This window comes from Paraburkholderia sediminicola, assembly GCF_902859805.1.
Taxonomy (GTDB): domain Bacteria; phylum Pseudomonadota; class Gammaproteobacteria; order Burkholderiales; family Burkholderiaceae; genus Paraburkholderia; species Paraburkholderia sediminicola.
The window spans coordinates 43,617-55,477 of record NZ_CADIKC010000007.1 but is presented as its reverse complement, the minus strand read 5'-3'; the positions used below and the strand labels follow the sequence as shown (position 1 = coordinate 55,477).

Here is an 11,861-nt window from a genome sequence, read left to right as displayed (position 1 = left end):
CCGGCCAGTGCATTTGATTGCCAGCGAAAGATTCCGGTCAGCGTCTTGGTCGACGCGTCGGTCCACGCCGCCGTACGCGCAAATGGGCATCGTTTTGTGCCAGATTTGATGCTGCATCCGCTCACTTCTTTCGCGACGCCGCTGCCGTTACGCGTTAATAACGGCGTTTACCGATTCTGCTACCATTCGGCCATCTTTACCAAACCGCTTGCGGAGTCAGTCATGAACATTGACTGGAGCGCCATGTTTGACCTGATCATCCTCTCACTTCTTATGCCTATCGCGCTGCTCAGCGCCGGCCTGCTTCGAATGACGGCGGCTGAAAACAACATTGAATTCGCCAGAAAAACATGAGCGCAACGCAAATCAGTGGTACCCGCTACACACGGCAAGATTGGCTGATCCGATCGTTGGCTGTGGTTGCCCTTCTGATCTCCAGTGTCATCATCGTGCCGTTCCAGCCGTGGATTGCCGAAGCTCCCGGCCTGGACATGTCCTGGGCGTTCGCGATGAACGTTGCTGTTGCCGAACACCTGGTGTTTGGCAAGGATGTGATCTTCACCTTTGGTCCGTGGGCTTCCGTCTACACAACGCTTTTTCATCCAGCGACTGACACAATCATGCTCGTTGGTAGCGCGATCACCGCAGTGGGGTTATGCGCCGGATTCGCGCTCCTCGCTTTTGATCGACGTCCCGCGCTACTTCTTCTCCTGCCACTTGCGATTTCCGAATCGATTCTTCGTGACACAATTTTCTTTGCGGTGCCGTTGGTCGTTCTGCTCGCTACGGCACGGCTAACTTGCGCGGAGAATCACCCCAATTTCCTGAAGCTTACGCCGGCACGCGCCATCCTTTTTCTGGTGTCGGTTTGTGGGGTTTCCACACTGCCGCTTATCAAAGGAAGCTTTGCTGGGCTGGCATTTGGCGAACTTGGATGTGCGATTCTGATGCTTATCCTGGCGCGCCAAATAACGCTAGCCGCAGGGTCAATCATTGTCGCGATCGCATCCTTGTGCATCGGTTGGAGCGCGAGTGGGCAGTCCCTCGTCAATCTGCCTAATTTCTTCGCGGCCCAACGACCCATCATCTCTGGATATTCCGAGGCAATGTCGGTTCATGGGCCCTTCTTCGAAGTAGGCTTGTGGTTCCTGCCTGCCCTGCTAGCGCTATGGATGTTTTTCGCAAATTCGGGGCGGGGATACCGACGGCTGTTGCCGATGCTTGGCCTTACTTTCTATCTCTTTGTTGTATTCAAAGCCGGTTTTGTTCGCCAGGACGGCCACCAGCGCATGTCCTCAGCCTCACTCCTGTTTGTAGCTCTATCGCTCGCTACCATGCTGCGCAAGCGCGATGCAGTTGTCTTGGGGTGTGCATCCATCGTAATTTGGATATCGCTTGAGTTGTCGATGACGCACGGGTCGCTCAAAAACGTAGCCGATCGCCCTCTTTGGTCATATGCAATGACATCGGATGGATTAGCACGCCGTCTTACTGATCCAGCCTATTTCAACAATGCGTTCACGAACGGTCTCGCGAAAGTCAAGCAAACGGAACCGGTAAGCGGCATCAATGGTACGACGGACGTGTACCCAACGGATCTGTCCGTGCTTTTCGCGAATGATATTCCGTGGGCGGGGCGTCCCATCCTGCAAAGCTATTCGGTATATCGCCCGCAACTTGACCAGGCGAATGCAGACCATCTGACCGGCAAGTCTGCTCCGCAGAATGTCCTCTTCTCCGTCCGCGCGATCGACGACAGACTAAGTGCACTGGAAGATGCGCTGAGTTGGGGAGTCCTGCTGACGAATTACTCGATCGTCGGGCGGCAGGATAATTTCATTCAGATGAAAAAGACGTTGCCTCCAAGGGCAACCAGTACGACACCTCTCGTCGATACGGATGCGAAGACTGACGAACCGATCGTCGTTCCCGCTCACGACGGCATAGTGATCGCGCGCATACACATGCGCCCCACATTGTTAGGTCAAGCGACCCTAATGGCTTATAAGCTGCCTCTGGTATATATCGAAGTTACCTTGACCACTGGCAAAACCCATCGTTACCGATATATCCCAGAGATGGGAGAAACGGGTTTCGTGCTGTCTCCCCTAGTGGCATCCAACGATGATTTCGTTGCGATGGCGGCCGGACATGCTACGGCGAGCGTCAAAGAGATTCGTCTCGTTTCACCGAGCAATCTCCTTTGGAAAAAGAATATTCATGTGACGCTTGAGACCCTTCACGTGCAGCCACAAGCAGACGCACAAAAATTCATTTCCTCCACGAAGTAACAGCTGATTCAGGCTGATACCGCTGGAAGACGCGCTCGGACGCTCTCACCTTGAGAGTCAAAGAGGGGCTTCCAGCGCGTGTCGGATGTTCCCGCAACGATCAATGGCACTTCGCTAGGCGCGAACTGAATCAGATCGCCAGCGCCACAAAAGAGCGGCCTATTTCAGCTGGCATCGGTCAGATCGGCCACTTCTGCCAGATTCCCCAAAATGAACGCAGTCCGGTGGTGTCCGCATTGCCGGATACCACCCTCCAGTCGCCCTTCCTGACGGTTGGCTGAACAGTCCATCGCGGTAAGACAAAGTAACACAAATCGCTTCTCGTCGATCCTGGCACTATGATGGGCAAATCAGCGGGCGAAGCAACGCGCCACAACATCTCTGCACCTAGGTGTTTACCCAATCAACCTCACATGTAGGTCTCGATCGTTTTCACATCCGTTCACGGGGCGATCCCGAATGCTTCCAGTTTGCATACGAATCATGCGGTGATTTCACGCTCAAGTATCAGCTTTAGCCAAGGAAGGTGAACGGCGTCATTTCAGTGCTCACTTCGCGAGGAAATAGTTGATGAATCGCAAGCAGAAATTGCTCGACGGCCTGAATCTGAAACAACTGACTGGCATTGAAATCGGACCTCTATTTCGGCCCGTAGTGACGAAATCAGAGGGCGATGTTATCTACATCGATCATGCCGATACGGAATCTTTAAGGAACAAATATCGGACCAATTCCGCGGTCGACGTCAACGCCATTGTTGAGATCGATGCCGTATGGGGCGCCCAAACACTGCGTGAATGTCTCAAGAACAGGACCGTAGATTACGTCATAGCGTCTCACGTAATCGAACATGTCCCCGATCTGATCACATGGCTGGAGGAACTACACTCCGTTCTGAATCGGCAGGGAGAACTGAGACTCGTCGTCCCAGATAAGCGTTTTACCTTTGATCTCATCCGCCGCGAAACGGAGCTATGTGACGTTCTAAGCGCCTACATTGCGCATGCCCGTGTACCGCAACCCATATGCATTCTTGACCATCTGCTGAACGTCTCCCACGTCGATCCCAAACGCGCCTGGGATACCGAATTGAACGCAGAATCGGTCGAACGGTGCCATTCATTCGCCGACGCAATTCCGCCTGCAACCGACTCGTTCCAAAACGGCACGTACCACGATGTGCACTGTTGGACGTTCACACCCCGCTCATTCGCGAGCCTGTTTGAAAGTCTGGCACGCGCCGGACTCGTTCACTTCGCCTGTGATAATTTTTTCGACACAGAGCGCTATGAAATCGAATTCTTCGTCACGCTAAAAACTTCGGACGATCAACAGCAGATCGTCAACAGCTGGGCGGCCATGAAGAACGCGACGAAGACTTCCGTGCCGCACGATGCCGCTTCGAGTAGCGAGCCGCTCCCAGATCTGCTCGACCTTGAGCGGTCACGCAATCTCGCGCTCTTGAGAAAATTGGAGGCGGCACACCGGACGATCCAGGAACTCCAGGATTCCACTTCGTGGAGAGTAACTGGACCGCTGCGGTCGCTGGGTTCGACGTTGCGCCGAAAGAGGCAAAGAGCGTAGCCGATACCGTCCTAGTGCGATCGGAACGACAGCTTTTTGTGCCCAATATAGCTGGTGAATACGGGCACGATCACACCCACAAGGTGAGCGATCTCCTTCTTGTGCCACACGATTCCGAGCCAGGGCAGGAGATGAAACGCCAGCACCACGCTCACCACCCACGTCTGCAACACGGCGACGAGATTCACCAACGTAAAAAACATCGCAGATCGCGACGTGGAGTGAACACTCTCGGTAAAAACGAATAGCTTCGTCAGAATGAAGGCGGTGATCATGCCTGCGATATACGCAAGTACGATCGCCGCCGTAAACGGCATCCAGTTATTGAAGATGATCCGGCTGCCGAAATTCACTCCGGCCGCAACCCCGCCAGCCAGAAGGAATTTGAGGAAACGGGGCGACACCAGTCGCCCCTTCGCAGTCTCTGCGGGCATCGTCACAGCATCCTCGCCATCTTGCGCGCCAGACCGATACTTTCGGAAATGCCCCGATCTTCCGGATAGTAGTAAGACGTATCGGCCACCAGAAGCCCCTTCACCGGAAGTTGAATTGGAGGAATCCGGTCAAGGAATCCCGGCTCGCAAATCGGCTGTGCGTAGCGGTAACGACTCGCGCGAACGTCAATGAAATCATCGCTGGTCAAAGCCGGATTGATTTTCATCAGATAGCGTTTCACCTTGTCGATGAAAACGCTGTCCGCTTCCTGGTATTTCGGATGCTCGCCCGGCACGTAAAACGGCACGTACACAATGTGCTCGCCGAGCGGGCGAAGATTGGTGTACTCAACGAGACCAGGAATATCCATATCCGGATCGTTGACGTTCAGCCAGAAGTTATTCGTCACCGCCTTCTTCAGCTTGGCGATCACACAAACCACCGCCACGTTCTTCACGCTCTGGAACGCGGCCGAAATGTCAGCGGGCAAATCCGGAATGACGCGGGGAACATACGGCAGCGGAATCGTGCTGATAACCTTGTCGAAAGGCAGTACTTCACCGTTGACCTGCACGCCCTTCACTGCGCCGTCTTCGATCACAACTTTCTGTGCCGGCGAACCCAAACGGAATTCACCGCCGTTAGCCTCGATATAGCGGCGCATGCCCTCAAGCAACGTATCGGAGCCGCCCTCGAGATAACCAAGCTTCTCGCGGAACAAGTCGTAGCGCGAACGGCCGATACGGCGAATGCGACTCCAGATCCACGCAGCCGACAAGTTGTACGCATAGTCGTAAAACTTGTAGTCGAACAGCCGGCGCCACAACACTTCCCACGCCTCTTCACCAATCCAGCGGCGAATCCAGCCGGACGCTTCAACGTGATCGAGCGGATGCCAATCATTGCGCTTGGTAGACAGGAATGCGTGAAGACCGTAGCGAATCTTCGCCGTCAGACTCAGCCCTTTGAACTTGAGCAGCGCGATCGGGTTTCCCCAAGCCTGCACATGTCCCTGATAGTAGTAGCCCATCTTGGTCTCGACCCACTTCAGTTGGTCTTCGATACCAAGCTCACGCAGCACTTCAAAGAATGCGTGATCGGAGATCGCGTGGAAGTGGTAATAGCGCTCGATCGACAACCCACCGAAATCGAAGCACGCGGCCATGCCGCCTACGCGATCGTCTGCTTCGAATATGACGGGCTTACGCCCGTCTTTAACCAACTGGTAAGCGACCCCAAGGCCCATAGGGCCCGCGCCCAAAACCGCGATCTTTTCGTCTGTCATCACTATTTCCTACTTCAAAACTCAAGCGCGATCTGGCTGTACACAGGATCGTTGAAGGTTTCGTGCATCGCCTTGGCAAATGGCGTGGCCTTGATCTGGAATATGCCCTCCCAGTCGATCACCTCGAACTCGTCGCCGGCAGTCAACGCTTTCAACTGATCCGCCGTGAAAGGCGGATTTTTGTCGAACAGTGCGTACACCTTCAGCAGCACGTAGAACAGACCGTACGGAATGCGCACAATCGCGCAACGGGCATTCGTAGCCGCCTTGATTTGACGAATAATGTCGATGTAGTCGACTTGCTCCAGCCCCGTGATGTTGAACACCTTGCCGCTGATGCGCGATTCGATGCAACTGATAATCACGTTGCAGAAATCCCCTGCGTAGAGCGGCTGACGCATGTAACGCCCACTTCCGGGAATCGGAAAAACGGGCACGCGCTGCATAAAGCGCGAAAGCCAGCCAAGGTGCTTGCGGTCGAACCAGCCGAACATGAGTGTGGGGCGCAGCACGACGCATTCAATACCTGACGCCAGCACCATCTCTTCCTGCTGCTTCTTGGTGTCGGTATAAAAATCGTCGCCCACGGATTCCACGACCGATGAACTGATGTGCACCGTGTACGGGATATTGAATTTCTTGATCGCCGCCAGCACGTGCGTCGTAGACGTCAAATTGTTGCGGATAAATGGCTCGATCGTCGGACCACCGATCTGGGCCTGCAGCATCACGACAACGGCCGCGCCTTCAAAATAGCGCGTCCAGTCGCCGGGCTCTGCCAGATCCGCGCACTCGACCGTGATATCAGGGTGCACGCTGCGCAGGACTTCGATATTGGCGCGGTGTTTGTCGAGTACGACCAGGTTCGTATACCCGCGTTGCTTGAGGCGAGCGACAAGGTTCTGGCCGACAAGGCCGGCGCCGCCTGGGAGAATGATGCGCGTATCGTTCATTGATCTATCGTTCAGATTACTCGAGTTTAGGTAATGCGCCGCACACGGGCTAGCACATGCTCGCGTCAGATAACGCGACATTTTAAACTGTGTGAAACGCCCCTTCTTAATTGGGGCTGCAATTCAAATTCATCACCGCCGTCCGGTTCGAACAGTAGCGCCCACACTACTGGGCAACTTGCTCCGGTACTTTGCCTGTCACTGCCAACGCACAGTAGGTGTCCCCGTGTTTCGCGAGGACGCGAATGGCCGTGTCATCGGCACGGAAAAAACTTGTCCAGCCAACACGGTCACCGTTGAGCTTTAGCGCCGTCTCGACATCCGGCCGTCGACTGCCGACTACCCCATAACCGCGCACGTCGTTTTGCCCATTGACGATAACAACGTCAGTCGGCTGCACTTTCGCATCCCGATCGAAAATCCAGCCGGTGGCCGTATACCGCCCCGGTGTACCGGTCGGCTTGATCCGATCGATCGCACCTTCGCACGAGCGACTCGCCGTAGGTTGTTCCGGCGCACACGGATAGTCCGGCGTGCACTGCTTAAAGATCGACAGGCCCCGAGCCTGCGCAGCTTGCGCGATCACCTGAAGCGGCTTGGCTTTGGGATACACAGCATAAGTCCATTCGCTATCGTATACGTCCTCGCGGACGGCGAGTCCGGCTGATTTCAGGGCGAACAACTGATCTTGGTCCGGGCTGAAAGCGGCGCTCTGGCACGACAAGACCGCAGCGAACGCCAAGGCAAACAGCCCGGCATTCACGGCGCGAGCCTGCGGGCGCCGTACGTTCACCCAGAAGTAAAGCAGAAGCGACAACCATGCAAATAACGACGACGTGGTGTAACGATGCGCGAACGCGGATTCGAGACCAAAGAGCAGGCGCCCCCCGGCGGTAATGAACGCGCTGCCGCATACGAAGACGGCGAAAGCGAGCAATGCGGGCGCGCGAACTTCACGGCTACGCCCGAACCACAAACCAACCAGTGTCGCGACCACAACAATAGCGCCAGCCAGATACGTCAGCGGAAGCTGTGCCGTCGCCGCCCAAACTGGACCACCAAGATAGAGCAGCACGTACTCGGCCATTTCTATCGGGTGATGGTGTACAGAACTCAGCACACTTCCGTGCGCCGGCGGCGACACATAGTGTCTGAAGTATGCAGCCCAAACCAAGGCGGTTGCGAACCCCAGCAGCGCGACGCGTTGCTTTGAGAGACCGAGGTAGAGTGAGAATGCAACCAGCACCGGCAGCACCAGCAGTCCGCTAGCCATCCAGTACGCAGCGAACGAGCCATATAGTAGGGCCAGCAAAAACTGACGGCTTAGTCCGGACGTGTCACGGCTACGTGCCAAAGCATCAAACGCCAGCATCGCGAACAGATAAGCGCCAAACCACTGATTCTGAAACCCCCAGGTCAGGTTCTCATCCTGCATCCAGGAGAAGGCCATCGTTGCTATGACGCCAGCAAGTGCAATTGTTTCGGTCCATGTCAGACGCATACCACGCGACGCGATGCGCCCGACGGTTATTGCCAGAGCCCCAAGCAGGACAAGATTCGCCACGAGGTCAAAGACATTACGCCCGCCGAACCATCGAATGTCCGTCCAGAAAATCAGCCGTGGCAACAGCAACCTATGTTCGTTGTGTTGCTCCCACAGTACGAACCATTGGTGGTCTGCGAAGCGCATATACCCCGCCAGGGAGCCATCCCATTGATCCCAGTACGGAACGGGAGAATAGTTTCCAACGACACCCATTACACAACTGACAACGACGAACAAGCCGCACAGCCCAAGCACCCACGCAGCAGTCGCCGTCAAACGCTCCCTCACAACGACGCCCTCTTAAACAGGAACCCCGGCACCGAACGAATGATCAACATGATCCCCGACCAGAACCACGGCGTATAAATCGAATCCTTCTTCTTCTCGACCGCGCGAACGATATCGTTCGCAACACGCTCAGGCGTGGCGACAAGCGGTCCCGGCAACGGCATACCGGCCGTCATCGGCGTATCCACGAACCCCGGCTTGATGGTCAGCACGTGCACGCCCGACTTGAACAGCCGCGCACGCAGGCCTTCACAGAACGTAGACACTGCTGCCTTCGCGGTGCCGTAGACATAGTTCGAGGGCCTGCCCCGATCTCCTGCCACCGACGAAATCACCGCAATCACACCGGTCTTCGCGCTTTCCATGACATTAGCCAACGGCGTCAGCAACGCGATGACCGACAACCCATTGGTAGACAGTTCACGCAACGCGACCTTCACATCCTGTTCGCAGGCTTTCTGATCGGACAACGTGCCATGCGCGATCAACGCGACATCAATACCGCCAAGCGTACCCACGCACGCATCGAGCATCGCCTGATGGGCATCGAAGTCGTTCATGTCCAGCACGTGGCTCGTCGCCGCTTTGGCGCCGCGCGCCACGAGATCCGCGGCAATCTGTTCCAGGCGTTCCGCCTGCCGCCCGACGAGAAACAGCGTCGCGCCTTCGGACGCCCAACGGCGCGCGCAGGCGATGGCAATTGCGGAAGTCGCACCGACTATCAGGACTTTTTTCATGTTTGTGTTGTTCGTTGCCAAAAACGGGACATCAGCGCGGGATCGCGCAATGCCTCCAACTGATGCCACGCCGGATACGCGAGCTGGAAATCGCTCGCCGACATATGCGCGTCCTTCGCCGGGTACAAGCGTCCGCCGGCTTCCCGGACAATCGCGTCGAGGCGCTCGAACAGCCGACGATTGCTTTCATCGTGCTGCGGAAAATCCAGTGCGAGCGATGCCCCTTCCATCGGAAAAGACAACAGGCCCGGCGAGACCGCATCGCCGCAGCGCTTGAGCACGGCGAGAAACGAGCCCGTACCGCTTTGCCCGATTGCCTCCAGAATTGCGTGCATGGCGTCGCGGGAATTCACCTGAGGCAGCACGCACTGATACTGTTGAAACCCACGCTTGCCGTAAATCCGGTGCCATTCGAGCAGGCTGTCGAGCGGATAGAAGTAGCTGTCGTAATCGACTTCGCTTTGCACCGTTTTCTGCTGCTGACGGTTGTAGTACAGCGCATTGAATGCGCGCAGCGTCAGCGGATTGATCAGCGAGATCGGCGGTGTGATCGGCACAGCGCGCTTCTTCTTGACCGGCAGTTGCAGACCGCCCCGCTCCGCATGATCGCCAACCATGAAAATGCCACGCCCGAGCGACGACCCACGGCTCAGGCAATCGATCCATGCCACGCTGTACTCGTGCTTGCTGTCGAGCTCTTCCGACAACGCAAAAAATTCGTTGAGGTTGCCAAAGCGAATGCTCGTTACCGACACGCGGCTCGAGCGAATCGGCATCAACTGAATTTCCACCCAGGCGATCACGCCGGTGAGTCCGAGGCCACCAATCGTTGCGGCGAAGAACTCGGCATTTTCGTCCGGCGAGCATTCAAACGCCCCACCGTCCGAGCGCAACAGCGCAAAGCGGCGTACGTGACGGCCGAACGTGCCCCGCACGTGATGGTTCTTGCCGTGCACGTCGTTGGCTACTGCGCCGCCCAGCGTCGCGTATTTTGTACCAGGCGTGACCGGCAGCATCCAGCCGCGCGGAACTGCGATTTGCAAAATGTCGTCGAGGGTCGCACCCGCCTCCGCGCGCAGCACACCAGTTTGCCAGTCAGCCGCGATAAATCGATCGAGCGGCCGCGTATGCACAACCTGATCGCTCGCAGCGAGGCAACTGTCGCCGTAGCTACGGCCATTGCCATAGGCCAGCGTCGTGCCGTTGGCGCCGGCAACCTGCGCCAGGACCGGTTGCAGGCGGTCGCGCCACTGCACGGCATGGCCGGCCTGTGGATGATCTGGGTAACGCGCCCAGGACTTGAGCGGCTTCGTCATATGGCGAACCAGAACACCAGCCCCATCAGCGCGACGGTCAACAAACTCGTGCGGTCTTTGGCGGCAAACACGACCGGGTCGTCATGCATCAGCCCGCGGTGCGTGATGAGCCATGTGCGGCTGATCCAGTAGAGCAACAGCGGACACGCCAGCCAGATCACCTGCGGATGACTGTAGAGATGCGTCGTCTTCGAGTCCTGAATGTAGAGCGCGAGCACCAGCACCGAGAGATAACCGGAGGCGGCGCCGAGTGACGAGATCATCGACAGATCGTCGGCTACGTAGCCGCGGCCGCGCGCTTTCGCGCCGCCTGCTGCGCGGGTGGCATGCAATTCGGCGTAGCGCTTCACCAGCGCCAGGCTCAAAAACAGAAACATCGAGAAGCCCAGCAACCAGAACGTCAGCGTCATCCGGAATGCCGCTGTCCCGGCGATGATGCGCGCGGTGTAAAGCATTGCCAGCACCACGACATCGAGAATCACGCGGCGCTTGAGCACAAACGAATACAACATCGTCAGGACGTAATAGCCTGCAAGCACGGCGGCAAACCGCCACGGCAGCAAGATCAGCGCGCCAGCGAACGCACCGATCGCGAGGACCGGAAAAGCCACCATGCCCCAGACGATCGACAACGAACCCGAGGCGAACGGACGTCGCCGCTTGGTCGGATGATGCCGGTCGTCGTCGAGATCGAGCAGGTCATTGAGCAGATAGACACTCGACGCGCAGAAACCAAACAGCACGAACGCGAGCACGCCACGCAGATCGAGTTCCAGCGACGACACTTGATGCGACGCCAGCAGCGGAATGAAGATCAGCAGGTTCTTGAGCCACTGGTGCACACGCAGCGCTTTGAGCCACACGCGCAGCGGGTTCTTGCGGGTCTGCAGCACGCTCTCGACGTTGCCGATTTTCTGCGCGCGCCGCGCTACGCCGGGCGAGGGATTCACCACATAGGCGCGCTCAGCCGCTTCCCAGACCGCGATATCGTCGTGTGAGTTGCCGGCGTAATCGAAACCCTTGTTGCCGAACTCGCGCACCAGCGCATCACGCTTGCGGCCTGACGACAGATTGACCTTGCCGTCGGTGGCAAGCGTCTTGTCGAACAAGCCGAGATGCCCGGAGATCGCTTCGGCGTAGCGGGCGTCGCTGGCGGTCGCAAGCACCAGCGAGCGGCCGGCCGCACGCTCGCGCTTGAGCCACTCGATCACTTTCGGGTCATAGGGCAAGGTCGAGACGTCGACGTGCGTAGCTGCGGCAAGCTTTGCCTTGAGGTGCGCCTTGCCACCTTGAGCAATCCAGACCAACGGACGATAAAAGCGCAACGGGTTCGCCTTCAGATAGGCAAAACCCGTCTCGATCAGCATATCCGATCGTATCAGCGTGCCGTCCAGATCTACCGCCAGTGTTTTCCATTGCATTTCGC

The 11,861-nt window shown here is 57.1% G+C and carries 10 protein-coding genes; 3 read left to right on the top strand and 7 right to left on the bottom strand.

The annotated features are described in order from the left end of the window. Nucleotides 1–45: 45 nt before the first annotated feature. From R8871_RS23360 to R8871_RS23350, 3 genes are all read left to right on the top strand, one after another. A complete protein-coding gene (locus R8871_RS23360; protein ID WP_175052604.1) occupies nucleotides 46–354 on the top strand; it encodes a hypothetical protein in 309 nt (102 codons plus the stop codon). Further along, the gene (locus R8871_RS23355; protein ID WP_175052603.1) at nucleotides 351–2,291 is read left to right on the top strand and encodes a hypothetical protein; all 1,941 of its coding nucleotides are present in this window, start codon (nucleotides 351–353) and stop codon (nucleotides 2,289–2,291) included. The genes R8871_RS23360 and R8871_RS23355 overlap by 4 nt, the downstream gene beginning before the upstream one ends. Before the next feature lie 570 nt (nucleotides 2,292–2,861). Then, nucleotides 2,862–3,875, top strand: a complete 1,014-nt coding sequence (locus tag R8871_RS23350; RefSeq protein ID WP_175052602.1) for a methyltransferase domain-containing protein — start codon at nucleotides 2,862–2,864, stop codon at nucleotides 3,873–3,875. Between the two features lie 11 nt (nucleotides 3,876–3,886). Here R8871_RS23350 and R8871_RS23345 read toward each other — a convergent pair whose 3' ends face one another. The 7 genes from R8871_RS23345 to R8871_RS23315 all read right to left on the bottom strand — a co-directional run bounded on the left by R8871_RS23345 (nucleotide 3,887) and on the right by R8871_RS23315 (nucleotide 11,856). Next, nucleotides 3,887–4,309 (bottom strand): GtrA family protein, encoded by a 423-nt coding sequence (locus R8871_RS23345; protein WP_175052601.1) that lies wholly within the window; start codon nucleotides 4,307–4,309, stop codon nucleotides 3,887–3,889. A gap of 2 nt (nucleotides 4,310–4,311) precedes the next feature. Beyond that, nucleotides 4,312–5,595: an NAD(P)/FAD-dependent oxidoreductase gene (locus R8871_RS23340; RefSeq protein ID WP_175052600.1), complete on the bottom strand. Its 1,284-nt coding sequence runs from the start codon at nucleotides 5,593–5,595 to the stop codon at nucleotides 4,312–4,314. Between the two features lie 14 nt (nucleotides 5,596–5,609). Next, nucleotides 5,610–6,548, bottom strand: a complete 939-nt coding sequence (locus R8871_RS23335; RefSeq protein WP_175052599.1) for an NAD-dependent epimerase/dehydratase family protein — start codon at nucleotides 6,546–6,548, stop codon at nucleotides 5,610–5,612. Nucleotides 6,549–6,714: 166 nt separating this feature from the next. After that, nucleotides 6,715–8,331: a hypothetical protein gene (locus R8871_RS23330; protein WP_175052598.1), complete on the bottom strand. Its 1,617-nt coding sequence runs from the start codon at nucleotides 8,329–8,331 to the stop codon at nucleotides 6,715–6,717. Nucleotides 8,332–8,378: 47 nt separating this feature from the next. Further along, a complete protein-coding gene (locus R8871_RS23325; RefSeq protein WP_175052597.1) occupies nucleotides 8,379–9,119 on the bottom strand; it encodes an SDR family oxidoreductase in 741 nt (246 codons plus the stop codon). Further along, the gene (locus R8871_RS23320; protein WP_175052596.1) at nucleotides 9,116–10,435 is read right to left on the bottom strand and encodes an FAD-binding oxidoreductase; all 1,320 of its coding nucleotides are present in this window, start codon (nucleotides 10,433–10,435) and stop codon (nucleotides 9,116–9,118) included. Before R8871_RS23320 ends, R8871_RS23325 begins: the two co-directional genes overlap by 4 nt. Beyond that, on the bottom strand, nucleotides 10,432–11,856 hold the full coding sequence (locus tag R8871_RS23315; RefSeq protein ID WP_175052595.1) for a UbiA family prenyltransferase: 1,425 nt from the start codon (nucleotides 11,854–11,856) through the stop codon (nucleotides 10,432–10,434). The genes R8871_RS23320 and R8871_RS23315 overlap by 4 nt, the downstream gene beginning before the upstream one ends. Between the last annotated feature and the right edge of the window lie 5 nt (nucleotides 11,857–11,861).

Excerpts from the sequence above, each read along its gene's own strand:
- R8871_RS23355 (WP_175052603.1), top strand. The coding sequence starts at position 351 with ATGAGCGCAACGCAAATCAGTGGTACCCGCTACACACGGCAAGATTGG.
- R8871_RS23350 (WP_175052602.1), top strand. The coding sequence starts at position 2,862 with ATGAATCGCAAGCAGAAATTGCTCGACGGCCTGAATCTGAAACAACTG.
- R8871_RS23345 (WP_175052601.1), bottom strand. The coding sequence starts at position 4,309 with ATGCCCGCAGAGACTGCGAAGGGGCGACTGGTGTCGCCCCGTTTCCTC.
- R8871_RS23340 (WP_175052600.1), bottom strand. The coding sequence starts at position 5,595 with ATGACAGACGAAAAGATCGCGGTTTTGGGCGCGGGCCCTATGGGCCTT.
- R8871_RS23335 (WP_175052599.1), bottom strand. The coding sequence starts at position 6,548 with ATGAACGATACGCGCATCATTCTCCCAGGCGGCGCCGGCCTTGTCGGC.
- R8871_RS23325 (WP_175052597.1), bottom strand. The coding sequence starts at position 9,119 with ATGAAAAAAGTCCTGATAGTCGGTGCGACTTCCGCAATTGCCATCGCC.
- R8871_RS23320 (WP_175052596.1), bottom strand. The coding sequence starts at position 10,435 with ATGACGAAGCCGCTCAAGTCCTGGGCGCGTTACCCAGATCATCCACAG.
- R8871_RS23315 (WP_175052595.1), bottom strand. The coding sequence starts at position 11,856 with ATGCAATGGAAAACACTGGCGGTAGATCTGGACGGCACGCTGATACGA.